Below are 22,444 nucleotides of genomic sequence, written 5' to 3' on the forward strand. Positions count from 1 at the left end.
TCGGTTGCCCACGAAAGTCAACTTCTTCACTCCCACCGGAAGAAGCGGACCGCCAGACCACCGCAGACCAGTGCGAACACGATCATCGCCGCCAGCTGCAGCGGCTCCGGCGAGCCGCCGGTCCAGCACGCGCGCAGCGCGTTCAGCATCGCGCCCAGCGGCAGCACGTCGGCCAGCTCCCGCAGCACTCCCGGCAGGTTCTCCTTCGGCACCCACACCCCGCCGAGCGCGAGCATCGGGAAGAACAGTGCGGTCCCGACCCCGCCCGCGGTCCGGCCGGTCGGCGCGAGCGCCGCGACCAGCAGCCCCGCGGCGAACAGCGCCGTGGTGCCCAGGACGAGCGTGAGGAGGAAGCCGCCCGGGTTCGCGGGCAGCGCCAGGCCGAGCACGACGTGCCCGCCGACGACGATCAGCAGCACGACCACGAGCGCGGCGGCCAGGTTGACCAGCAGTTGCGCGGTGAGCAGGCGGGACGGCGGCACCGGGCTCGCGGCGAGCCGCCGCAGCACGCCGCGTTCCCGGTGCGTCGCCATCGCGCCGGGGAACAGCGTCAGCGCCAGCATCCCGATCAGGATCGCCACCGCGAGCGGCGCGATGAACCCGGACAGCGGCGGCCGGCCGCCGAACTCCTCGCTCGGCTGGTTCGCGTCCGGCAGCAGCCCGAACACCAGCAGCAGCGCGATCGGGACGCCGAGCACCGTGATCGGCGCTCCGGGGTCGCGCAGGAACAGTTTCGCCTCGACGGCGGTGAGCCTGGTGAGCATCAGTGGTCCCCCTGTCCGATCCGGCGGCCGGTGAGCGCGACGAACGCGTCGTCCAACCCGGCCTGTTCCACCCGCAGCTCGCCGGCGACGATCCCGCGCCGCGCGAGGACGGACGTGACGGCGTGCAGCACGTTGCCCACGCCGCTGACCTCGACCTGCTCGCCGCGCCGCGTCACGGTCCGCACCTCGGGCAGGCCGGTGAACAGCTCGTCCGGCACCGGCTCCGACGGGCGGAACCGGATCACCTGCTCGTCGGCGACGCGCGCGACGAGCCCGGCCGGCGTGTCGACGGCGACGACGCGCCCGGCGTCGATCACCGCGATCCGGTCGCAGAGCCGTTCGGCCTCCGCCATGAAGTGGGTGACCAGCAGGATGGTCACCCCGCGGTCGCGGATGCCCTCGATGACCTCCCAGGTGTCCCGGCGGGCCTGCGGGTCCAGCCCGGTGGTGAGCTCGTCGAGCACCGCGACCTCGGGGTTGCCGATCAGCGCCAGCGCGATCGACACACGCTGCTGCTGGCCGCCGGACAGCTTCCGGTAGGCCGTGCCGCGCCGCCCGGACAACCCCAGCTGCTCGAGCAGCACGTCCGGATCGGCCGGGTTCCGGTAGAACGACGCGTACAACTCCAGCGCCTCGCCGACCCGGAGCTTGTCGGGCAGCCTGCTCTCCTGCAGCTGCACGCCCAGCCGCTGGCGCAGTTCCGCGGTGTCGCGCCACGGGTCCAGCCCGAGCACCGTCGCGGCGCCGCCGTCCGGGCGCCGCAGTCCCTCCAGGCACTCGACGGTCGTGGTCTTGCCCGCGCCGTTTGGCCCGAGGATCCCGAAGATCTCGCCGCGTTCGACCGTGAAGGACACGTCCTCCACGGCGGGTTTCCCGCCGTAGTGCTTCCTGAGGTTCCGCACCTCGATGACCGGCATCGTGCCGCCCCCTTTCCTCCGCCGGACCAGCATGCGGGGGAAGGGGCGGGCGCCGGATCGACTCCGCGGCGGGACTTCGGTCAGCCGCCCGGTGACCGGGCATCCACCGATCGGTGGATGCTCAGCGGCGGCGCCAGGTCAGCTCGATGTCGTGGGTGGCCAGCCAGCGGTCCACGCGGTAGCCGTGCGCGGCCAGGCCGTCCACCGCGTGGTAGGCGATCTCCAGCGCGCGCCGCGCCTCGCCCGCGGTGAGCAGTCCGGCGCCGGCCGCGGCGAGCAGCTCGTCGATGTCGACCACGTCGACCCGCGCGCCCTCGCGCACCACGAGGTCCAGGTACCAGTCGGTGGTGCGCCAGGTGGCGCCGTCGCGCTCGACCGAAACCACGTCGAGGTAGAAGTCCTGGTCGCGTTCGTGGCCGGGCCGGAACCAGAAGTCGGTCAGCCGCAGGCCGAGCCCGGGCAGCAGCCAGGATTCGAGGTAGTGGAACTGGGCGCGGCCGGGGGTGGGCCGGGCGAGGTAGAGCCCGAACGGCTCGACCCGGTACTCCTCGACGGCGCGGGCGATGCCCTTGGGGTCGGTGTTGGTCCGGTTCGCGACGTCGAAGGTCTCGATCTTCGGGGGGTGGATCGTCCCGGCGTGCGCGGTCATGCCTCCCATTCTGCTGGTTTACATAAGTTTGGGAACTGTCACGACGGTAGGGTGATCACGTGGCGGACGAGGCAGACGCGGTCGAAGGAGTGGCGCGGGTGGCCGCCGTGCTCGCGGAGCGGGCCACCGAGCTCACCGGCGAGCTGGTGCAGTTGTACGCGCGCGAGCTGCCGAACCTGGTCAACGACGACGAAAGCGTCGTCAGCCTGCTCTCGGCGAGCGTCTACCAGAACGTGGACACCGCGCTGCGCATCTTCCAGCACGGCATCGACCCGCGCCGGGTGGAGGCGCCCGCCGCCGCGATGGAGTACGCGCGCCGCCTCGCCCAGCGCGGCACCCCGGTGGTCGACCTGATCCGCGCCTACTACCTCGGCCAGACCGCGCTCCTCGATTATTCCCTTCGCGAGGCGGTCAAGCTCGAGTCCGACCCGGAGCTGCTGGGCGGCATGATGGGGCACGCGCTGACCGGCGCGTTCGCCTTCATCGACCGCGTGACACAGCAGGTGGTGTCCGCCTACCAGGAGGAACGCGACCGCTGGCTGGTCAACCGCAGCGCGGTCCGGGCCGCCAGGGTGCGCACCCTGCTGGAGGGCGGGGCCACCGACACCAGCGAGACCAGCCTCGGCTACCGGCTGCGCGGCACGCACCTGGCGATGATCGTGTGGCAGGCCCCGGTCCCGGGCGCCGGGCACGTGCTCGGCGGGCTGGAAGCGGTCGCCGCCGAGCTCGCCGCCGGCCTGCCCAGCACGGGCGCGCCGCTGTTCGTGCCGAACGACGAGGTCTGCGCGTGGGTGTGGTTCCCGCTGGAGCGGCCCGCGATGCCGGACGAGGAGCGCGTCCGGAAGGTGCTGGAGAAGGCCGATCCGGGCATCCGGCTCGCGCTCGGCGACCCGGGGGATGGGTTGGACGGCTTCCGGCGCAGCCACCGGCAGGCGCAGCGGGTGCACAACCTGGCCTTCGCCGCGGGCGAGCACTGCGACCGGGTCCTGACGTTCCGCGAGGTCGGGGCGATGGCCCTGATGGCGGGCGACATGGCGGCCGCGCGCGGCTGGGTCGCGGACACGCTGCGAGACCTCGCCACCGACGACGAGCAGCACGCCCGGCTGCGCGAGACGCTGCGGGTGTTCCTCGCCGCGGGCGGCAGCTACACCGCGGCGGCCACCCAGCTGACGATGCACAAGAACTCGGTGCAGTACCGGGTGCGCAAGGCGGAGGAGATGCTGGGCCGCCCGGTGTCGGAGAACCGCCTGGACGTCGAGCTCGCGCTGCGGCTGTGCCACCGGCTCGGCGGGGCCGTGCTGACGACGCAGTAACTCTGCTGTCTCGCCCCGCACCTCGGAAACCCGCCGCCGACAAGCCTTCCCCGTCTGGCTTCCCCGTCTGGCCGAGCGCGGCCACGCCCATCCGGCCGCGGAACCAACCGCACGGAACGACACACCGAGCGGCACGCCTGGTTTGTCACTTTCGGGTGTTTCATCGACCCCCGCGGCACGCCGCGGTCCAGCGCTTTCGTCCTTCAGGACCAGTCCTGGCCCCCAGGATTGGGCCGACGGCACGAAGATTCCACGATTATTCCGGTTTACGCTTCGCCCATGGGGAACGTCGTCCACGCCGAGCCGACCGGAGTGATGGCCCTCGTGCGCCTGCGCCGGGGCGCCGCGGGTGAGCGCGACCGGGTCTGCCACCTCGTCCCGATCCCCGAGACCGGCCCCATCCCGGAGGTCCTGATCGCGCGCTGCGGCGCGCCGATCGCCTGCGGGAGCGCCGAGCTGCTGGAGCGGATCTGCGGCATGCCGTGCGAGTCGTGCCTGGCCCGCGCCGCCCGCGACCGCCGTCTGGCCTGCTAGAACGCCGCCTCGCTGAAAACTGTCGGTGGGTCGGCCTACCCTGGTTCCCGTGGCTTTCGCAACCGAACACCCCGTGCTCGCCCAGTCCGAGTTCCGGCCCGTCTCCGAGATCCCGCGCGCGGGCGGCCGGTTCGAGGTCGTCAGCGAGTACCAGCCCGCCGGTGACCAGCCGGCGGCCATCGACGAGCTCGCCAAGCGGCTCGAGCGGGGCGAGAAGGACGTCGTGCTGCTGGGCGCCACCGGCACCGGCAAGTCGGCGACCACGGCCTGGCTGATCGAGCGGGTGCAGCGGCCCACGCTGGTCATGGCGCCCAACAAGACCCTGGCCGCGCAGCTGGCCAACGAGCTGCGCGAACTGTTCCCGCACAACGCGGTCGAGTACTTCGTCAGCTACTACGATTATTACCAGCCGGAAGCCTACGTCCCGCAGACCGACACCTACATCGAGAAGGACTCGTCGATCAACGACGACGTCGAGCGGCTCCGCCACTCGGCGACGATGAACCTGCTGTCCCGGCGGGACGTCATCGTGGTCGCCTCGGTGTCCTGCATCTACGGCCTGGGCACGCCGCAGTCCTACCTCGACCGGTCCTCCAAGCTGGAGGTCGGCATGGAGGTCGAGCGCGACACGTTCCTGCGCGCGCTGGTCGACGTCCAGTACACCCGCAACGACCTGGCGTTCTCGCGCGGCACGTTCCGGGTGCGCGGCGACACGGTGGAGATCATCCCGGCGTACGAGGAGCTGGCCGTGCGGGTCGAGTTCTTCGGCGACGAGGTCGACAAGCTGTACTACCTGCACCCGCTCACCGGCGAGATCGTGCGCGAGGTCGACGAGGTGCGGATCTTCCCGGCCACCCACTACGTGGCGGGGCCGGAGCGCATGGAGAAGGCGATCCGCGGCATCGAGGCGGAGCTGGCCGAGCAGCTGGAGCGCCTGGAGAAGCAGGGCAAGCTGCTGGAGGCGCAGCGGCTGCGCATGCGCACCAGCTACGACATCGAGATGATGCGGCAGGTCGGGTTCTGCTCGGGCATCGAGAACTACTCGCGGCACATCGACGACCGCCCGGCCGGGTCGGCGCCTGCCACCCTGATCGACTACTTCCCGGAGGACTTCCTCCTGGTCATCGACGAGTCGCACGTGACGGTGCCGCAGATCGGCGGCATGTACGAGGGTGACGCGTCGCGCAAGCGGACCCTGGTCGAGCACGGGTTCCGACTGCCCAGCGCGCTGGACAACCGGCCGCTGACGTGGGAGGAGTTCACCGACCGGATCGGCCAGACGGTGTACCTGTCGGCGACGCCGGGGCCGTACGAGCTGGGCCAGACCGGCGGTGAGTTCGTCGAGCAGGTCATCCGCCCGACCGGCCTGATCGACCCGGAGGTCGTGGTCAAGCCCACCGAGGGCCAGATCGACGACCTGGTGCACGAGATCCGGTTGCGCGCCGAGCGGGACGAGCGGGTCCTGGTGACCACGCTGACCAAGAAGATGGCCGAGGACCTCACGGACTACCTGCTGGAGCTGGGCATCCGGGTGCGGTACCTGCACTCCGAGGTGGACACGCTGCGGCGGGTGGAGCTGCTGCGGCAGCTGCGGTCGGGCGATTTCGACGTGCTGGTCGGCATCAACCTGCTGCGTGAGGGCCTCGACCTGCCCGAGGTGTCGCTGGTGGCGATCCTGGACGCGGACAAGGAGGGCTTCCTGCGCAGCGGCACGTCGCTGATCCAGACGATCGGCCGCGCGGCGCGCAACGTCTCCGGCGAGGTCCACATGTACGCGGACAAGATCACCGACTCGATGCGGTACGCGATCGACGAGACCAACCGCCGCCGCGAGAAGCAGATGGCGTACAACAAGGAGCGGGGCATCGACCCGCAGCCGCTGCGCAAGAAGATCGCGGACATCCTGGACCGCGTCTACAGCGAGGCGGAGGACTCCGAGCAGGCGGTGCAGGTCGGCGGTTCCGGCCGCAACGCCTCGCGCGGCAAGAAGCCCGAGCAGGGCGGCCGCAGCTCCGGGGTGCTGGTGGACCGCGACGTGGCCGGCATGCCGCGTGCCGAGCTGGCCGACCTGATCCAGCAGATGACGGACCAGATGATGCAGGCGGCGCGCGACCTGCAGTTCGAGCTGGCGGCCCGCCTCCGCGACGAGATCGCCGAGCTGAAGAAGGAGCTGCGGGGCATGGACGCCGCCGGCGTGAAGTGACCCTCCGCGGTGCTCGGCACCGGAGTGCCGGTGGTCGGCGATTCACCCGGGATGGGGCGTGGGTGGTCGGGTACCGGAGTGCCGGTGGCTGGTCACCATCCGCGGTGCTCGGCACCGGAGTGCCGGTGGCCGGCGATTCACCCCGGGATGGGGGCGTGGGTGGCTGGGTACCGGAGTGCTGGTGGCTGGTCACCATCTGCGGTGCTCGGTACCGGGGTGCCGGTGGTCGGCGACTCACCCCGGGATGGGGGCGTGGGTGGTCGGGTACCGGAGTGCCGGTGGCTGGTCACCATCCGCGGTGCTCGGCACCGGGGTGGCGGTGGTCGGCGACTCACCCGGGATGGGGGCGCGAGTGGCTGGGCGCCGGGGTGCCGATGCCCGGTGACCTGCCCGGGCGGAGGGCGCGGGCAGCGGGCGCCGGAGTGTCGGTGGCCGGTCACCAGCCTGGCCGCGGGGAGTGGCTGGGCGCCGGGATGCCGGAGCCCAGCGACCCGGATGGAAGGAGCGGCCGTTGACCCGCGACGAGGTGATCGCCTGGTGCCTGGCGCAGCCCGGCGCCGTGGAGACCTATCCGTTCGGTGAGCACGTGCTCGTCATGAAGGTCACGGGCAAGGCGTTCGCCTACATCGGCTTCGAGGAGAACTCGATCGCCCTCCGGTGCGGCGTCAACGCCGAGGAGGCCGCCACCGTGCGGGCCCGCCACCCGGACGCCGTGCGGCCCATGGGCTACCAGTCCCGCCACGGCTGGAACACGATCACCTTGGACAGCGCCATCCCCGACGCCGAACTCCACGAACTGCTGGCCGCGTCCTACGACCACGCCCGCTCCTGACACGGCAGCACCCTCGCGGTGGCTCCATCGGAGCCCGCCCGCCGAACCAAGCTTCCTGCGCTCGAACCTGCCGCGCCATCTTGGGCACGGCACCGCGGTTCGCCGCTCGCGGCGGCAGGCGCCACCTGCCCCGGGGCGTGAGCCTCAGGCCCGGCTCACCGCCCGCGGCGCTTCGCATCCACCCACCCCAGCACCGAACCGACCCGCTTCGCAGCGGCATCACCCGCCCCCCGCTGCGGCAGCGGCATCATCCGACCCCTGCTGCGGCAGCGGCATCACTCGACCCCTGCTGCGGCAGCGGCATCACTCGACCCCTGCCGTGGCAGCGGCATCACTCGACCTCCGCCGTGGCAGCGGCATCATCCGACCCCCGCCGTGGCAGCGGCATCACCCGACCCCCGCCGCCGCAGCGGCACCCCCGACCCCCGCCGCCGCAGCGGCATCACCCAACCCCGCCGCCGCAGCGGCATCACGCAACCCCGCCGCCGCAGCGGCGCCCCTCGACCTCTACCCCAGCAGCCCGTACCGGCTCCATCCGGCCTACAGCCCCCGCCCCACCTCACTCGGCTTCCGGGGCTGGCTCCAGCATCCCGAAGATGTTCCCCTCGGTGTCCACGCAGTACGCGAGCCACCCGATCCCCGGGATCGGGCTCCGCGGCACCGCGACCTGACCGCCCGCCTGTTCGACCCGCCGCACGGCCGCGTCGAGGTCGTCCACCTCGACGGTCAGCGGGAAGGCGTTCACCGGCGCGTCCTCGGTGGGCGCGGGGCCCTGCCGCGGCACCAGCCCGCCGTCGATGCCCGGTCCGTCGCCGGTGCTGATCAGCCAGTACGGGTTGCTGCCCCACCGCTCGAACGTCCACCCGAAGACCGTCGCGTAGAAGGTGACGGCTCGTTCCGGGTCGCTCGCGTGGATCTCGAAGTGCACCGGACGCGGCATGGCGGCCTCCGGGAGGCGGTGGGCGGGGAACCGAGAATGCTACCCGCCGAGCGTGGTCCGCACGTACTCCTCGATCGCCGCCAGCGAGGACGGCGCCGACCACACCCGCTCGACGTGCGCGTCGTCCCCGGCGCGCTGCTCGCCGATCCGCTCGTCGAACGGCCGGTGGATCTGCGCCTTCGTGTGCCGGAACGCGTCCGACGGCACCGAAGCCAGCCTCGTCGCCGTCTCGATCGCCCTCGGCAGCACCTCCTCCGGCGCGGCCAGCTCGTCCACCAGACCGCGGGAAAGCGCTTCGCGGCCGGCGTAGGTCTCGCCGAGGAACGTCAGCCCGGGCAGCCGCTCCGTCCCGTACGCGCAGCGCAGGATCTCCAGCGCCACCAACGGGAACGGCACCCCGACGAGCAGTTCGGTGACCCCGAACCGGCCCTGCCGCTCGTTCAGGATCCGCCGGTCGCACGCCGCCGCCAGCACCGCCCCGCCGGCGATCGCGTGCCCGGTGACCGCCGCGACGACCGGGCCGGGGAACCCGAACACGGCCAGGAACGCGTCCGACAGCGCGGGCAGGAACTCCCGGAGGTAACCGGCCCGGCCCGCGGCGACCCGCTTGAGGTCGACGCCGGCGGAGAACATCCCGTCCCGCCCGGTCAGCACCACGCCCTTCGCGCCGCCGAGCTCGGCCTCCTCCAGCCGCGCCACCAGCTCCCGGCACAGCTCGGTGTCCATCGCGTTCGCCTTGCCGTGGGCCAGTTTCAGCACGGCGACGTCGCCGGCCTTGTCCACCTCGATCGTCGTCATGGCCCCACCGTAGGGCACGTCAGCTGGTGATGTCCTTGGTCGCGAAGCGCCGCGCGGCCAGCAACGTGAACACGGTCGCGTAGATCACCGCGGACAGCGTCCCGGCGGCCATGTTCGTCCAGTCGATGTCGGTGGCGATCAGGTCCATCCAGCCGTACGAGTAGTGCGTCGGCAGGTAGTTGCGCAGCGTGCCCAGCGCGGTGATCTGGTCGAGGATCTGCGACAGGATCGCCGCCAGCACCGCCCCGCCGACCGCGCCCAGCGGCGCGTCGGTGAGCACCGACAGCAACAGCGCCAGCCCGGCCACCCACGCCAGCTGGATCACCACGTACACCGTGGACAGCCCGATCGCGATCAGGCTCTGCCCGAACGGGATCGCGTCGCCGGTGGGGCTGACCGCGTCCCCTGCGCCGTAGAAGATCAGCCCCGCCACCAGGGCCACCAGCGGCAGCAGCACCAGCGCCACCACCGACAGCAAGCCGGACGCGATCGCCTTCTGCCGCAGCAGCCGGTGCCGCGGCACCGGCATCGCCAGCAGGTACTTCAGGCTCGACCAGGACGCCTCGCTCGCGATCGTGTCCCCGAAGAACAACGCGACGATCGTGGGCAGCAGGAACGTCCCGGACACGAACAGCGCCAGCACGACGAAGTTCGGCGCGCTCGCCGTCGCCAGGTCGACGAACCCGCCGGACCGCCGGTTCGGGCTGGACTCGCCGATCTCGAACGCCACCACCAGGATGAACGGCAGCAGCACGACGAACCCGAGCACCAGCTGGGTGCGCCGGCGCCGCAGCTGACGCCGCAGCTCGACGCCCAGCCGCAGCGTCCGCCGCGCCCGGTAGCCCTCGACCGCGCCGTCCGCGCCCACCCCGGAGTGGGTGTGCGCGGCGGCGTCGGTCAGCTCGTCCAGTGCCGCGGGATCGGTGTGGACCCCGTTCTCGCTCATGACGTTTCCTCTCCCACGAGCTGGAGGAACGCGTCCTCCAGCCGCCGCCGCGGCCCGGCCTGCTCGACCGCGACCCCGGCCCGGACCAGCGCCGCGACCGCCTCGGCGCGCGGCATGCCGTCCAGGTCGGCGTGCACGAGGGTCCCTTCGACGTCCACACCGGACACGCCGGGCACCCCGCGCAGGGCGTCGGCCGCCGCCTCGGGCCGGTCGACCCGGAAGGTGGCCTCGCCGCCGGCGGCCACGATGTCGCCGACCTCGCCCGCGGCCACCAGCCGGCCGCGGTGCATCACCACGACGTGCGTGCAGGTCTGCTCGACCTCGGCCAGCAGGTGGCTGGAGACCACCACGGTCCGGCCGGTCGCGGCGTACCGCTGCAGCACCTCGCGCATCTGGTGGATCTGCGGCGGGTCGAGCCCGTTGGTCGGTTCGTCGAGCACGAGCAGCTCCGGCAGCCCGAGCATGGCCTGCGCGATCGCGAGCCGCTGCCGCATGCCCTGGCTGTAGGTGCGGACCTTGCGGTGCACGGCGTTGCCCAGCCCCGCGATCTCCAGCGCCTGCTCCAGGTGCGCCTGCTCGATCGGGCGGCCGGTCGCGTCCCAGTACAGGCGCAGGTTCGCGGTGCCCGACAGGTGCGGCAGGAACCCGGAGCCCTCGACGAACGAGCCGATCCGCGACAGCACCGGCGCGCCCGGCGTGATCCGGTGGCCGAACACCCTGATCTCCCCGGCGGTCGGGGTGATCAGGCCCATCAGCATGCGCAGCGTCGTGGTCTTGCCGGCGCCGTTCGGCCCGAGCAGGCCGAGCACCTGGCCCGGTTCGACGCGGAAGGACAGGTCCTTCACGGCGGTGAGCCCGCCCGGGTAGGCCTTGGTCAGCCCGTCGATCACCAGCGGCACCCCGGCCAGGTTCGGATCGGCCTGGTGCGACCGCCGCCTGCGCACCGCGGCCAGCGCAGCGACCGCGGCGGCGAGCGCGAGCGTGACGGCGATTCCGACGAGCGTGCCGACCGGCCACCCGCCACCGACGGCGTTGCCCGGCACGACCGGCACCGCGATGGCCGGGTCGGCGAGCGAGACGCGGTAGGCGGCCGGGGTCACCGGGGTGGCGTACGCCTGGTCGGTCGTCGTGACCACGAGCTGCAGGGCATGCCCGGCCTCGACCGGCCGCACCACCCCGGGCAGCGTCACGGTCACCTCGGCGGTGCCGGACGCCGGGATCGCGACCCGCACCGGGGCGATCTGGTTCGCCGGCAGCGTGCGGGTGCCGTCCGGGTTGAGGTCGTAGAGCTTGACGAACAGCACCGCCTCGCCGGTGCCGGACACGCGCAGCCGGACGGTCGACGAGCCGGTGATCAGCAGCTGCGAGTCGACGGGCGCCGTGGTGAACCGCGCGGACTGGCCGGGCGGGTCGACGCTGAACAGCCCCGACAGCCGCGACGATCCGCTGACCAGCGCGTTCAGGCCGGGGATCCCGCTGACCGCGGCGGGCGTGCCGCCGGGCGGGTTGATGATCGTCTGCTCGTCGCCGGTGAGCTGCAGCGTCCGCCGCTGCGCCTGCGCCGGGTACTCGCCCGCGTCGACGGTGCGCACCGACGGCGAGCCGGACGCGCGCAGCGAGCCCTGCACGTCGTAGGAGAACCCGCTGAACGGGTTGCCGCCCTCGCCGGTGAGCTGGAACCACAACCAGTCGCCGAGCTTCGCGCGCAGCTGCGGGCCCGGCCGTCCGCCGTCGTGCCCGCCGGTGTACCAGACCTGCTGCACCGTCCCGCCCGCCGCGGTGATCTGCCGCGCGGTGGCGTCGGACTGGTCGAGCCCGAACAGCGTGTCGGCCTCGCCCTGCACCAGCAGGGTCGGCGCGGTGATGTGCCCGGTGACCGCGGCGGGGGACAGGCGCTGCAGCAGGGCCGCGACCTGCGGGCTCACCTCGCCGGTGGTGGCCAGGTCGGCGTAGGCCCGGCAGATCTCGGCGGTGAAGCGGCCGCACGTCGTCCCGCCGAGCTGCTGCGGCGGCTGCTGGGGGAGCGGCGCGGCGGCGGCCGAGCCGCCACCGCCCGTGGTGCCGGCGCTCTGGGTGTCGTTGTCGGTCTCCTGGCCCGGCTCGGGCGCCTCCGCGCCCAGCCCGCCCGCGCCCGAGGGCGAGGTCCCGGCGGAGAAGAGCAAGCCTGCCCACGACTTCTTGAACACCCCGTCCGGGGAGAACGCGCCCGCCGCCGGGGTGCCTGCCGCCGGCGCCGTCGCCGCGGCCGCGTTCGGCGTGAGCCCCTGGGCCAGGTCGTTGTAGGTGATCACCGGCGTGATCGCGTCGACCCGCTTGTCGCGTCCGGCCAGCTGCAGCGCCAGCGCGCCGCCGTAGGAGGCGCCCAGCACGCCGACCCGCGGATCGCCGGGACCGTCCAGCCGGACTTCCGGGCGGGTGGCGAGCCAGTCGAGCAGCCGGGCGGCGTCCGCGACCTCGAAGTCCGGGTCGTTCAGCCCGATCTCACCCGTGCTGCGGCCGAAGCCGCGCGCCGAGTAGGTGAGCACCACGAACCCGCGCCGGGCCAGCTCCTGCGCGTCGCCCGCGACGCTGTTCTTGTCCCCGCCGAACCCGTGCGGCAGCAGCACCGCCGGGGCGGGCGTGCGCTCGGGCAGGTAGAGCGTGGTGTCCAGCGTGACCTTCGCGGCGGAGCCGGGCGCGGCGGGCACGTCGAGGAAGGCGTCCTGCGTCGGCACCGCGGCGGGCTCGCTCGACGAGCGCGTCCAGACGAGCACGGCGGCCGCCACCAGCAGGACGACGACCCCGAGGGCCACCATCCGGGAACGGCGCGTGTGCGGGAGCGGGATTCGGGGCACACCGAAACCGTATGGGAGCTTTCCTGAGAACGCGTCAGCGCGGGTCCTGATCTTGGAATCCGGGTGATGAGGGTTACCTAAGGTGGTGTTCGTCCGGTTGATCAGGAAAGATGGATACGACGTGGAGGGGAGTATTCCTTCGCGGCGGTGTCGTCAGCACGGCGGTCCTTCGGGACACCCGGCACCGTCGGCCGGTTCCACCGGCGGAAGAGACCTCCGGCTAGCTGCTGCTGCGCGCTAACCGGAGGTATTGCGTAGATGAATGTCCCCGTGTGGCTGTGGGCTGCCACTGTTGCAGGCCTGCTCGTGTTGATCGCGATCGATCTCGTGATCGTCGACCGGAAGCCGCATGAAGTCACCACCAAGGAAGCGGCCAAGTGGGTCGTCTTCTACGTCACCTGCGCGGTGCTGTTCGGCATCGGCGTGTGGGTCCTCGCCGGGCACGACTACGGCGTCCAGTTCTTCACCGGGTACATCACCGAGTACTCGCTCTCGGTGGACAACCTGTTCATCTTCATGATCATCATGGCCTCGTTCCGGGTGCCCGCGATCCACCAGCACCGCGTGCTGCTGATCGGCATCCTGCTCGCGCTGGCCATGCGCAGCGTGTTCATCGCGGTGGGCGCGGCCCTGATCGCCCAGTTCGTGTGGGTGTTCTTCCTGTTCGGCGCGGTCCTCGTGTGGACGGCCATCAGCATGCTGCGCGGCAACGACCACGAGGACGAGTACCATGAGAACGCGGTCGTGCGGTGGATCCGCAAGGTCTACCCGGTCACCGACGACTTCCACGGCCACAAGATGACGATCAAGCGGGACGGCAAGCGCTGGCTGACCCCGATGTTCGTGGTGATCGTGGCCATCGGCAGCGCCGACCTGCTCTTCGCGGTCGACTCGATCCCGGCGATCTTCGGCATCACGCAGGAAGCCTTCCTGGTGTTCACCGCCAACGCGTTCGCGCTGATGGGGCTGCGGCAGCTGTACTTCCTGCTCGGCGGCCTGGTGAACAAGCTGGTCTACCTGTCCTACGGCCTGGCGGTCATCCTCGCCTTCATCGGCGCGAAGCTGATCCTGCACGCGCTGCACGAGTATCACGCCGTGCCGGACTGGCTGGACATCAACAACTGGGTGTCGCTGGGCGTGATCGTGGTCGTCCTGACCGCCACCACCGTCCTCAGTCTGGCCAAGGCCAAGCGGGACGAGAAGAAGTCGGAGTCAGAGGCTCTTAGCGAGGCTAACGAAATCCGGTAGGTTCGGGGGCATGCGTCCCTCGGATCTCGAACTCCTCGCCGTGCCCGGCACTCCGGCGCTGCACGGCACCCTGCTGCTGACCGCGGTCACCACCCCCGACCTCGGCGGCAACACCTATCGCAGTTCGCTGTGGCGGGCCGCCCCCGACGGCGGGGCGGCCCGGCAGTGGACCCACGGTGAGCGGGACACCGATCCCGCGATCTCCCCGGACGGCCGCTGGGTGGCCTTCCTCCGCGCGGACGGCGACAAGCCGCAGCTGCACGTGATGCCCGCCGACGGCGGCGACGCCCGGCGCCTCACCGAACTGCCGCTCGGCGCCGGCGCCCCGGTGTGGGCGCCGGACTCGCGCCGCGTCGCGTTCACCGCGCGGGTGCCCGAAGCCGGCCGTTACGGCGCGCCGGACGAGGACGGCGAAGTCCTCGAACCGAGTGCGGAGGCGCCCCGCCGGATCACCCGCTACGACTACCGGCTCGACAACGTCGGCTTCCTGCGGGACCGCCCGCGTCGGCTGTTCGTCCTCGACGTCACCGACCCGGGCGAACCGGAGCCGCTGACCGACGACCAGGCCGACGTCTCCGACCCGGCGTGGCTGCCGGACGGCTCGGCCGTGCTCGTCGTCGCGCCCCGCGAGTGGGGCGCCACCGGCACCGAGGAGAGCGACCTCTACCTGGTGCCGGCCGAGGGCGGTGAGCCGGTGCTCGCGGTGCGGAGCGCGGGCAGCGCGGCCAAGCCGTCGGTGACCGCGGACGGGACGATCCTCTTCTACGGCCAGGAGTACACGTGGCCGCACGTCGTCGCCCGCAACCCGGGACTGTGGTCGGCCGAGCTGCCCGCCGACGGCGAGCCGGCGAAGCCGCGCCGCCTGACCGACCCGGAGTCCGTGTACTGCATGGCCGACGTGCCGCCCGCGCAGTTCCGCGACGAGGTCCTGGTGACCGTGCTCAACCGCGGCGCGATCGAGCTGCGGGCCGTGCCGCGGGACGCCGACCGGGCGCCGCTGGACGGCCTGGGCAGGCTGCTCGGTGAGCGCGGCGCGGTGCGGTCGTTCACGGTGCACGGTGAGCGGATCGCCGCGGTCGTGGCGCGGCCGGACAGCTCGGGTGACGTGGTGCTGCTCGACGGCCCGGACCAGCTGGTGCTCACCGACTTGTCGAAGCCGGTGCGGGAGAAGGGGATCCGCCCGGTCGAGGAGCTGACCGCCACGGCGCCGGACGGGTACCCGGTGCACGGCTGGCTGGTGCTGCCCGAGGGCGACGGGCCGCACCCGGTGCTGCTCGTGGTGCACGGCGGCCCGTTCGCGGCCTACGACTGGGGCCTGTTCGACGAGGCGCAGGTGTACGCGTCGGCCGGGTACGCCGTGGTGATGGGCAACCCGCGCGGTTCGGCCGGCTACGGCGAGAGCCACGGGCAGGCGATCGTGCACGGCCTGGGCACGGTCGACGTCGACGACGTCCTGGCGCTGCTGGACGCGGCACTGGAGCGCGACGACCTGGACTCCTCGCGGGTCGGCGTGATGGGCGGTTCGTACGGCGGTTTCATGACCACGTGGCTGGCGGCCCACCACGGCTCCCGGTTCCGCGCCGCGTGGAGCGAGCGGGCCGTCAACGCGTGGGACTCGTTCACCGGCAGCTCCGACATCGGCTGGTTCTTCACCGAGGCCTACGTCGGCGCGGACCCGGTGGTGCAGCGCGAGCGCAGCCCGCTGACCTACGCCGCGCAGATCCGCATCCCGTTCGCGGTGGTCCACTCCGAGCACGACTGGCGGTGCCCGGTGGAGCAGGCCCAGCGGCTGTTCGTGGAGCTCAAACGCAACGGCACGGAGGTCGAGATGCTGCTCTTCCCCGGCGAGGGCCACGAACTGAGCCGGTCCGGCAAACCGCGCCACCGGGTGCAGCGCTTCGACGCGATCCTGGACTGGTGGTCGCGCCACCTGGCCTGACGCGCCGGTTGCCGAGGCGGAGACGCCGGCCCGGATCAAGGTCGAGGGCTGGCGCTCCACCCGCGCACCTGGACAGCTTGCGGACCGAGGGTCGAGCCGAGCGCTTCCGCGCCCGGCTCGGCCTCGCTGGCCCCGGAGCCGGCTGGATAACGGAGCCGGCTGGATCGCGCTGCGTCCCGGACCGGTTGCCCCGGCGCGCCCACCGGCGAGGTGGCGTCGTGGTACGGCGCGCCGGGGTTCCCCGGCTCCGGTGCCGGCGCTCCGCAGAGCAGCAGGCGGGCTGGCGGCGGGGTCTCGCCACGCGTTGATCCAGGTGTGCCGGGCCAGCACCGGCGCGCCGCCCCTGGAAATCCGCTGTTCCCGCGCCCTTCAGTTGAGCAGCACGTAGTTCAGTTCCTCGCACACCCGGCCCAGCGGCACGTCCAGGCCGGGGTGGTCGAGCGGCAGCAGCACGTCCGGCGCCAGCGGCAGCGCCTCGCCCGCCGGCGGGTCCCACAGGCACAGCGCGGGGTGCCCGCCGTCCATCGACGAGCGGTACCACAGCCCGTCCAGTTCCGGGAAGGCCGCGCGGATCGCCCGCGCCCACGCCTGCGTGATCTTCTTCGGCCCGCTCGAAATCTCCTGCGACGCCCCGACCCGCGTCGGCCACAGGCCGGTCAGGTCGAGCAGCCTCAGCGGCCGCGAGGGGCGCACCACGACCAGCCGCGGGAGCCGCGTCCTGCGGTCGACCAGCGACGTCGTCTGGAACACCTCGGCCACGCTCGTCCGCACGGTCAGCCCGAAGTACAGCACCCCGTGGCCGGGGTCGGCGGTGGCGCGCCCGTCCCGGCTGGGCGGCTGCGGGTCGAAGCGGCCGTGCGGCAGCGGACCGGTGTAGCGGAACGTGTTCCACTGCTGCGGGTGGTTGCCGCCCGCGGTGAAGATCCGGACGAGCCGCCGCGTCGGCGCCACGGTCACGATGTCGACGTCGGCGCGCAGGGCAGCGACGAGCTCCGCCCGCGACGGCGGGAGTGGCAAGCGGGCCATGGGATGCGGCGCGGCCTCAGAACGGGGTGCCGAGCGTGGCGGCGAGCGCGGCGACCGGCCCGGGGTCGCCCCCGGCCAGCAGCCACTGCCGCGGGGTGGCGGGCCGCCCGCCGATCTGCAGGTCGGCCTGCTCGGTGTTCATGAACGCGGCCACGACCAGCGCGGGCTGGTCGTCCGGCACCGCGGCCAGCACGGCTTCCAGCCCGGGCAGCGCGCCCCGCTCGCCGAACTGCCACGACGGCAGCCGCCAGCCGCCCTGGTCCTTCCAGCCGGTCAGCCGCCGGTCGGCCAGCTTGTGCCGGATCCGGCTCGGGTCCACGCCCAGCCGTCGCGCGGCCTCGGCGACCGTGAGGGCGGACTCGGCCAGCACCGCGTGCGCCGCGACCGACGGCGCGCGGCTGTCCGGCTCGTCGTCACGCCGGGGCGACAGATCGAGCCCGGTCTCGGCGAGCGCGGCCCGCTGCCCCTCGGAGAAGAACGACACCGGGTCCGGGTTCGGCGGGGCGAGGCGGCGCGCGGCGTCCTCGACCAGCGAGAGGAAGTCCGCGGCGTCGATCCGGAGGCCTGCCTTGGCGAGGACGTTCTCCAGCGCGACCGTCATGGGCCCCAGCATAGCGCTCGGCGTGCGGGTTCGTGCGCCCTGGGGGAAACTGTCCGCAGAGGACACGACCTTGTCCACTCTTGACATGTGGGTCGGGTCACTCTAGGTTCGGCCGAGTAATCGATTTCTCGCAGCGTGGCGAGGGGGCCGGCATGGACGCGGAGGCACGGTCGTCCCTGGTCGAACTGGCCGGGGTGAGCAAGTCCTACGGCGGCGTTCATGCGGTGCGTGACGTCGATTTCACTGTTCGTGCCGGAGAAGTGCACGCGCTGCTCGGTGAGAACGGCGCGGGCAAGTCCACTTTGATGAAGATCCTCTCCGGTGAGGTCGGCGGCCACCGCGGGGAAATCCGCATCGACGGCTCGCCCGTCCGGTTCGCCCGGCCCGCCGACGCGCAGCGCGCCGGGGTCGCCATGATCCACCAGGAACTCGACCTCGTCCCGGCGCTGCCGATCGCCGAGAACGTGTTCCTCGGCCGCGAACCACGCACCCGCTTCGGCACCATCGACCGCCGCCGGATGGTGCGCGAGACCGCGCGCCTGCTGGACCGGATCGGCATCGCGCTCGACCCGCGCCGTCCGGTGGAGGAGCTGCGCACCGGCGAGCAGCAGCTGGTCACCATCGCGAAGGCGCTGTCGCTGGACGCCCGGATCATCGTGATGGACGAGCCGACGTCCGCGCTGTCCGCGCCGGAGATCGACCGGCTGTTCGCCGTGATCGCCGAACTGCGCCGCGCCGGCGCCGGCGTCGTCTACATCTCGCACCGCATGGACGAGATCGGCCGCGTGGCGGACCGGGCGACCGTGCTGCGCAACGGCGAGGTGGTGGCGGAGTTCGACGCGCGGGCGATGACCGCGCAGCAGGCGTCCGAGGCGATGGTCGGCAGGCCGGTCGAGTCGATGTTCCGCACCGGCGACGGCGCGGGCGCGGGGGAGGAGCTGCTGCGCGTCGAGGACCTGGTCGTGCAGTCGCGGCGCCCTGGCCGTCGTGATCCGGCCGGCATCAGCCTGCGGGTCGGGCGCGGTGAGATCGTCGGCGTCGCCGGGCTCCTCGGCGCCGGCCGCACGGAGCTGCTGGAGACGATCTACGGCGTCGGGGGACGCTGGTCCGGGCGGATCCTGCTGCGCGGCGAGGAGATCCGTCCGCGCGGCCCCCGCGGCGCGCTGCGGCTCGGCATCGCGTTCGTGCCCGAGGACCGGCGCGTCGCGGGCCTGGCGCTGGAGCACTCCGTGCTCGCCAACACGGTGCTGTCCATAGTGGACCGCATCGCCCGGGCCGGGGTGGTGCCGCGGCGGCGGGAACGCGGCGCGGCGCAGGAGATGGTCGACCGCCTCGGCGTGAAGCTCGCGTCGCTGCGGGATCCGGCCGGCTCGCTGTCCGGCGGCAACCAGCAGAAGGTCGTGCTGGGGCGCGGCCTGCTCACCGAACCGGCGCTGCTGTTGCTGGACGAGCCGACCCGCGGTGTGGACGTCGGCGCGAAGGCCGAGATCTACCGGCTCCTCGGCGAGGCGGCGAGCAGGGGCGTGGGGGTCCTGCTCGCGTCGTCGGAGCCGGCCGAGCTGATCGGCGTGTGCCACCGCGTGGTCGTGCTGCGGGACGGCCGCAGCGTGCGGGAACTGGACACGGCGAGCACCACCGAAGCGGAGCTGCTGGCGTTCTCGATGGGCGAGGGGGCCGTCGAGGACCTGGTGGCGGAAGGGACGTCATGACCAAGGTGGCCGCGCTGCCCGACCTCGCCCGCCCCGGCGGCGGGCTGCTGGCGACGCTGTTCCGGTTCCAGAGCCTGTTCGGCCTGGTGCTGGTGTTCATCGCCGCGGTGGTGTACTCGCCGAGCAAGAACGGCGAGCTCGTGTTCCTGGACTCGGGCAACCTGTTCAACGTCGTGCGCTCCATGTCGGAGATCGGGATCCTCGCCGTCGGGATGACGCTGGTGATCCTCATCGGCGGCATCGACCTGTCCGTCGGGTCGGTGCTCGGCCTGGCCAGCGTGGGTGCGGCGGTCCTGCTCACCGAGAACGACCTCGGGCTGATGCCCGCGGTGGCGCTGGTGCTCGCGATCGGGCTCGGGTTCGGGCTGTTGCAGGGGTTCGCGATCACGTCGTTCGGCATCCAGGCGTTCATCGTGACCCTGGCCGGCATGCAGATCGCGCGCGGGCTGGCGCGGATCTGGTCCGGCGGGCAGGGCGTGTCGATCACCTACGGCGAGGGGCCGGGGCAGGCGCCCGAGACGTTTTCACTGCTGGGGGAGCGCACCTTCAACGGGCTGGTGCCGATCCCCGCGCTGATCTTCCTGGTGGTCGCCGCCCTGGCGGTGGTGCTGCTGCGGGTCAGCGCGTTCTCCCGGCACATCTACGCCATCGGCGGCAACGAAAAGGCCGCGCGCCTGTCCGGCGTGCCGGTCAAGCGGGTGAAGATCATCGTGTTCGGCCTGTGCGGGCTGCTCGCGGCGCTGGCCGGAATCGTGCACGCCGGGCAGCTCAACTTCGGCGGGCCCAACGACGGCGCGATGTACGAGCTGGACGCGATCGCCGCCGTGGTCATCGGCGGCACCAGCCTGATGGGCGGGCGCGGCTCGGTCGTCGGCACGGTGGCCGGCGCGCTGCTGGTCGGCGTGCTGCGCAACATCCTGGGCCTGAACAACGTGGACTCCAACGTCCAGCTGCTCGTGATCGGCCTGGTCATCGTGCTCGCCGCGGGGTTGCAGCGGCTGCGCCCGGCATCGGTTTCCTGACGAGAGGGGATAAGGACCATGAGGAAGTCCCGTGGCCTGGCGGCGGTGGGCGCGTGCCTGCTGCTCGCGGCCTGCGGCACCACGAACGAGAACTCGGGCAGCGGCGGCGGCGCGCAGGGCGTGCCGGAGCGGTGCGGCGCCGACGGGCAGTACACGATCGGGATGAGCCAGGCCAACGTCGCCGAGCCGTACCGGCAGCGGATGGACGACGACATCCGCGCCGCGGCCGCGTCGGTGCCGCAGTTCACCGTCAACTTCGCCGACGCCGCACAGGACAACTCGAAGCAGGTCGAGCAGGTCGACAACTTCATCACCCAGCAGGTCGACCTGCTCATCATCAGCCCCAACGAGGCCACGCCGCTGACCGCGCCGGTGAAACGCGCCTACGACAAGGGGATCCCGGTGCTGGTGCTGGACCGCAAGGTCGACGGCGACGCCTACACGTCGTTCATCGGCGCGGACAACGTCGACATCGGGCGGCAGGCAGGCGAGTACTTCAAGACGACGTTGCTGCCGGACGGCGGGAAGATCGGCGAGTTGCGCGGGCTGGCCGGGTCGACCCCGGCGCGGGAACGGCACGACGGCTTCATGCAGGGCATCCAGGGTTCGAAGATCGAGATCGTGGCCGCGCAGGACGGCGACTGGCTGCGGGACAAGGGCCAGCAGCAGGCCGACGCGATCCTCAAGGCGAACCCGGACATCCAGGCGATCTACTCGCACAACGACCCGATGGGCGAGGGCGCCCGCATCGCCGCCGCGAACGCCGGGCGGCCCGACCTGCCGATCACCGGGATCGACGGGCTGCCGATCGAGTCGGGCGGGCTGAAGGCGGTCGAGGCGGGCCGCCTGTCGGCGACGTTCATCTACCCGACGGGCGGGCAGGAGGCGATCGCCGCGGCGAAGAGCATCCTGGTGGACTGCCGCCAGGTGCCGAAGACGCAGACGCTGCCGACGAAGCTGGTGACGAAGGACAACGCGGCGGCCACGTACGCCGAGCTGAACAACGGTTCCTGACCGTTTCGCGCGCCGTCCCGTCCCCCCGGCGGCGGGACGGCCCCGGATCGCCGCCGGAAACGAACCCCCGTTCAGGCGCGGTGGCTGCTGCCCCGCTCGATGAGCTGCGCCTCCAGCGTCGTCGCGGTCGGGGGCAACGAGCCATCGGCTATCCGGGCCAGCAGCAGCCGCGCCGCTTCCGCTCCTATTTCGTACGCCGGCTGGGCCACGACCGTCAGCGGCGGGTCGATGAGCGTCGCCCAGGGGACGTCGTCGAAGGCCACCACCCCGACGTCCCGCCCCAGCCTCAGCCCGGCCGCCCGCAGCGCCTCCAGCACGCCGATCGCCATCGCGCTGTTGGCCACCAGCAGCGCGTCCGGCGGCTCCGCCTCGGCCAGCAGCGCACGCGTCGCCGCCTCGCCGCCGGACGCCCGGTACTCGGCCCGCCGCTCGCGCCGCTTCCGCCGCCCGAGCGCGTCCCGGTACCCCGCCAGCCGGTCGTCGGCCGTGCGCACCCCCGCCGGCCCGGTCACACACCCGACCCGCTGGTAACCGGCCGCCAGCAGATGCTCGGCCGCCGCCCTGGCCGCAGCCCGGCTGTCGACCAGCACCTGATCACCGGTGCCCGCGCGCAGCGGCCGGTCCACCGCGACGACCGGGGTCCCGCGCCGCAGCAGCATCTCGACCCCGGCCCACTCGTCGGTCGGCGAGATCACCACCCCGGCCACCCGTTCCTGCAGCGCCACGTCGATGTAGCGGCGCTCCTTCTCGGCGCTCTCGTCGGAATTGCACAGCACCACGGAGTAACCGGCCGTCTGCGCCACGTCCTCGACGCCGCGGGCGATCGCGGTGAAGAACGGGTTCTCCACATCGGAGATGATCAGCGCGAGCACCGCGGTCTCCTGCCTGCGCAGGTTCCGCGCGAGCCCGTTCGGCTGGTAGCCCAGCTCTTCCGCCGCGGCGCGTACCCTGGCGACCAGCGCCGGATCCACTGTGGACACGCCGTTCAGCGCCCGCGACACGGTGGCCGTGGACACCCCGGCGCGCCGCGCCACATCGCTGATGGTCGCCACCGCGACCTCCCGTCTTCCTCGCCGCTCACGCGGTGGACGGGCGGCTATTGACACCGTCCGGGGTCCAGAATAGCGTCTTGAGTAATCGATTACCCGCCCTAGG

General features: G+C 72.5%; 19 protein-coding genes. 9 read left to right on the forward strand and 10 right to left on the reverse strand.

The window, feature by feature from the left end:
- Nucleotides 1–26: 26 nt before the first annotated feature.
- From ACCP09_RS21785 to ACCP09_RS21795, 3 genes are all read right to left on the reverse strand, one after another.
- On the reverse strand, nucleotides 27–764 hold the full coding sequence (locus ACCP09_RS21785; RefSeq protein WP_378335977.1) for an ABC transporter permease: 738 nt from the start codon (nucleotides 762–764) through the stop codon (nucleotides 27–29).
- Complete coding sequence (locus ACCP09_RS21790; RefSeq protein ID WP_378335978.1) at nucleotides 764–1,681, reverse strand: ABC transporter ATP-binding protein; 918 nt, start codon at nucleotides 1,679–1,681, stop codon at nucleotides 764–766. The genes ACCP09_RS21785 and ACCP09_RS21790 overlap by 1 nt, the downstream gene beginning before the upstream one ends.
- A gap of 121 nt (nucleotides 1,682–1,802) precedes the next feature.
- On the reverse strand, nucleotides 1,803–2,330 hold the full coding sequence (locus tag ACCP09_RS21795; protein ID WP_027930794.1) for a DUF402 domain-containing protein: 528 nt from the start codon (nucleotides 2,328–2,330) through the stop codon (nucleotides 1,803–1,805).
- A gap of 59 nt (nucleotides 2,331–2,389) precedes the next feature.
- Here ACCP09_RS21795 and ACCP09_RS21800 point away from each other — a divergent pair, with 59 nt between their 5' ends.
- The 4 genes from ACCP09_RS21800 (at nucleotide 2,390) to ACCP09_RS21815 (ending at nucleotide 7,212) form a co-directional block, all read left to right on the forward strand.
- Nucleotides 2,390–3,643, forward strand: coding sequence for a PucR family transcriptional regulator (locus ACCP09_RS21800; protein WP_027930793.1), 1,254 nt, complete (start codon nucleotides 2,390–2,392; stop codon nucleotides 3,641–3,643).
- A gap of 279 nt (nucleotides 3,644–3,922) precedes the next feature.
- The gene (locus ACCP09_RS21805) at nucleotides 3,923–4,177 is read left to right on the forward strand and encodes a hypothetical protein (RefSeq protein ID WP_020420360.1); all 255 of its coding nucleotides are present in this window, start codon (nucleotides 3,923–3,925) and stop codon (nucleotides 4,175–4,177) included.
- A 49-nt stretch (nucleotides 4,178–4,226) separates the two neighbouring features.
- The gene (uvrB, locus tag ACCP09_RS21810; RefSeq protein ID WP_027930792.1) at nucleotides 4,227–6,380 is read left to right on the forward strand and encodes an excinuclease ABC subunit UvrB; all 2,154 of its coding nucleotides are present in this window, start codon (nucleotides 4,227–4,229) and stop codon (nucleotides 6,378–6,380) included.
- Nucleotides 6,381–6,891: 511 nt separating this feature from the next.
- Nucleotides 6,892–7,212 carry an MmcQ/YjbR family DNA-binding protein gene (locus tag ACCP09_RS21815; RefSeq protein ID WP_433749552.1) on the forward strand — a complete coding sequence of 107 codons (321 nt, stop codon included), beginning with the start codon at nucleotides 6,892–6,894 and terminating at the stop codon, nucleotides 7,210–7,212.
- Nucleotides 7,213–7,771: 559 nt separating this feature from the next.
- Here the strand turns inward: ACCP09_RS21815 and ACCP09_RS21820 are convergent.
- Genes ACCP09_RS21820 through ACCP09_RS21835 form a run of 4 tightly spaced genes read right to left on the reverse strand, consistent with a single transcriptional unit; the run spans nucleotide 7,772 to nucleotide 12,691 of the window.
- Nucleotides 7,772–8,152: a VOC family protein gene (locus ACCP09_RS21820; RefSeq protein WP_027930789.1), complete on the reverse strand. Its 381-nt coding sequence runs from the start codon at nucleotides 8,150–8,152 to the stop codon at nucleotides 7,772–7,774.
- A 39-nt stretch (nucleotides 8,153–8,191) separates the two neighbouring features.
- Nucleotides 8,192–8,950 (reverse strand): enoyl-CoA hydratase/isomerase family protein, encoded by a 759-nt coding sequence (locus tag ACCP09_RS21825; protein WP_123682661.1) that lies wholly within the window; start codon nucleotides 8,948–8,950, stop codon nucleotides 8,192–8,194.
- A 19-nt stretch (nucleotides 8,951–8,969) separates the two neighbouring features.
- Entirely contained in the window at nucleotides 8,970–9,896 is a 927-nt protein-coding gene (locus ACCP09_RS21830) for an ABC transporter permease (RefSeq protein WP_020420365.1), read from the reverse strand.
- On the reverse strand, nucleotides 9,893–12,691 hold the full coding sequence (locus ACCP09_RS21835; protein WP_433749672.1) for an alpha/beta fold hydrolase: 2,799 nt from the start codon (nucleotides 12,689–12,691) through the stop codon (nucleotides 9,893–9,895). The genes ACCP09_RS21830 and ACCP09_RS21835 overlap by 4 nt, the downstream gene beginning before the upstream one ends.
- A gap of 297 nt (nucleotides 12,692–12,988) precedes the next feature.
- On the opposite strand from ACCP09_RS21835, the gene ACCP09_RS21840 reads away from it, so the two are divergent.
- Both ACCP09_RS21840 and ACCP09_RS21845 read left to right on the forward strand, forming a co-directional pair.
- Nucleotides 12,989–13,978 (forward strand): TerC family protein, encoded by a 990-nt coding sequence (locus ACCP09_RS21840; protein ID WP_027930787.1) that lies wholly within the window; start codon nucleotides 12,989–12,991, stop codon nucleotides 13,976–13,978.
- Nucleotides 13,979–13,988: 10 nt separating this feature from the next.
- The gene (locus ACCP09_RS21845; protein ID WP_433749557.1) at nucleotides 13,989–15,917 is read left to right on the forward strand and encodes a S9 family peptidase; all 1,929 of its coding nucleotides are present in this window, start codon (nucleotides 13,989–13,991) and stop codon (nucleotides 15,915–15,917) included.
- A gap of 369 nt (nucleotides 15,918–16,286) precedes the next feature.
- On the opposite strand, the gene ACCP09_RS21850 is transcribed toward ACCP09_RS21845, so the two are convergent.
- Both ACCP09_RS21850 and ACCP09_RS21855 read right to left on the reverse strand, forming a co-directional pair.
- The gene (locus ACCP09_RS21850) at nucleotides 16,287–16,943 is read right to left on the reverse strand and encodes an RES family NAD+ phosphorylase (RefSeq protein ID WP_433749560.1); all 657 of its coding nucleotides are present in this window, start codon (nucleotides 16,941–16,943) and stop codon (nucleotides 16,287–16,289) included.
- A 16-nt stretch (nucleotides 16,944–16,959) separates the two neighbouring features.
- Nucleotides 16,960–17,544 (reverse strand): hypothetical protein, encoded by a 585-nt coding sequence (locus ACCP09_RS21855; protein ID WP_027930784.1) that lies wholly within the window; start codon nucleotides 17,542–17,544, stop codon nucleotides 16,960–16,962.
- Between the two features lie 152 nt (nucleotides 17,545–17,696).
- On the opposite strand from ACCP09_RS21855, the gene ACCP09_RS21860 reads away from it, so the two are divergent.
- Genes ACCP09_RS21860 through ACCP09_RS21870 form a run of 3 tightly spaced genes read left to right on the forward strand, consistent with a single transcriptional unit; the run spans nucleotide 17,697 to nucleotide 21,289 of the window.
- Complete coding sequence (locus tag ACCP09_RS21860) at nucleotides 17,697–19,253, forward strand: sugar ABC transporter ATP-binding protein (RefSeq protein ID WP_027930783.1); 1,557 nt, start codon at nucleotides 17,697–17,699, stop codon at nucleotides 19,251–19,253.
- Nucleotides 19,250–20,275: an ABC transporter permease gene (locus tag ACCP09_RS21865; protein ID WP_433749563.1), complete on the forward strand. Its 1,026-nt coding sequence runs from the start codon at nucleotides 19,250–19,252 to the stop codon at nucleotides 20,273–20,275. The genes ACCP09_RS21860 and ACCP09_RS21865 overlap by 4 nt, the downstream gene beginning before the upstream one ends.
- Nucleotides 20,276–20,293: 18 nt before the next feature.
- Nucleotides 20,294–21,289, forward strand: coding sequence for a substrate-binding domain-containing protein (locus ACCP09_RS21870; RefSeq protein WP_027930782.1), 996 nt, complete (start codon nucleotides 20,294–20,296; stop codon nucleotides 21,287–21,289).
- A gap of 71 nt (nucleotides 21,290–21,360) precedes the next feature.
- Here ACCP09_RS21870 and ACCP09_RS21875 read toward each other — a convergent pair whose 3' ends face one another.
- Nucleotides 21,361–22,341, reverse strand: coding sequence for a LacI family DNA-binding transcriptional regulator (locus ACCP09_RS21875; RefSeq protein WP_027930781.1), 981 nt, complete (start codon nucleotides 22,339–22,341; stop codon nucleotides 21,361–21,363).
- Nucleotides 22,342–22,444 lie beyond the last annotated feature (103 nt).

Origin of the sequence: Amycolatopsis sp. 3B14, assembly GCF_050958625.1 — a bacterium.
GTDB lineage: Bacteria > Actinomycetota > Actinomycetes > Mycobacteriales > Pseudonocardiaceae > Amycolatopsis_E > Amycolatopsis_E thermoflava.

What these genes read in the sequence shown, in the direction of transcription:
- ACCP09_RS21785 (WP_378335977.1), bottom strand. Translation starts at nt 764, where the DNA reads ATGCTCACCAGGCTCACCGCCGTCGAGGCGAAACTGTTCCTGCGCGAC.
- ACCP09_RS21790 (WP_378335978.1), bottom strand. Translation starts at nt 1,681, where the DNA reads ATGCCGGTCATCGAGGTGCGGAACCTCAGGAAGCACTACGGCGGGAAA.
- ACCP09_RS21795 (WP_027930794.1), bottom strand. Translation starts at nt 2,330, where the DNA reads ATGACCGCGCACGCCGGGACGATCCACCCCCCGAAGATCGAGACCTTC.
- ACCP09_RS21805 (WP_020420360.1), top strand. Translation starts at nt 3,923, where the DNA reads ATGGGGAACGTCGTCCACGCCGAGCCGACCGGAGTGATGGCCCTCGTG.
- ACCP09_RS21820 (WP_027930789.1), bottom strand. Translation starts at nt 8,152, where the DNA reads ATGCCGCGTCCGGTGCACTTCGAGATCCACGCGAGCGACCCGGAACGA.
- ACCP09_RS21825 (WP_123682661.1), bottom strand. Translation starts at nt 8,950, where the DNA reads ATGACGACGATCGAGGTGGACAAGGCCGGCGACGTCGCCGTGCTGAAA.
- ACCP09_RS21830 (WP_020420365.1), bottom strand. Translation starts at nt 9,896, where the DNA reads ATGAGCGAGAACGGGGTCCACACCGATCCCGCGGCACTGGACGAGCTG.
- ACCP09_RS21835 (WP_433749672.1), bottom strand. Translation starts at nt 12,691, where the DNA reads ATGGTGGCCCTCGGGGTCGTCGTCCTGCTGGTGGCGGCCGCCGTGCTC.
- ACCP09_RS21840 (WP_027930787.1), top strand. Translation starts at nt 12,989, where the DNA reads ATGAATGTCCCCGTGTGGCTGTGGGCTGCCACTGTTGCAGGCCTGCTC.
- ACCP09_RS21845 (WP_433749557.1), top strand. Translation starts at nt 13,989, where the DNA reads ATGCGTCCCTCGGATCTCGAACTCCTCGCCGTGCCCGGCACTCCGGCG.
- ACCP09_RS21850 (WP_433749560.1), bottom strand. Translation starts at nt 16,943, where the DNA reads ATGGCCCGCTTGCCACTCCCGCCGTCGCGGGCGGAGCTCGTCGCTGCC.
- ACCP09_RS21855 (WP_027930784.1), bottom strand. Translation starts at nt 17,544, where the DNA reads ATGACGGTCGCGCTGGAGAACGTCCTCGCCAAGGCAGGCCTCCGGATC.
- ACCP09_RS21860 (WP_027930783.1), top strand. Translation starts at nt 17,697, where the DNA reads ATGGACGCGGAGGCACGGTCGTCCCTGGTCGAACTGGCCGGGGTGAGC.
- ACCP09_RS21865 (WP_433749563.1), top strand. Translation starts at nt 19,250, where the DNA reads ATGACCAAGGTGGCCGCGCTGCCCGACCTCGCCCGCCCCGGCGGCGGG.
- ACCP09_RS21870 (WP_027930782.1), top strand. Translation starts at nt 20,294, where the DNA reads ATGAGGAAGTCCCGTGGCCTGGCGGCGGTGGGCGCGTGCCTGCTGCTC.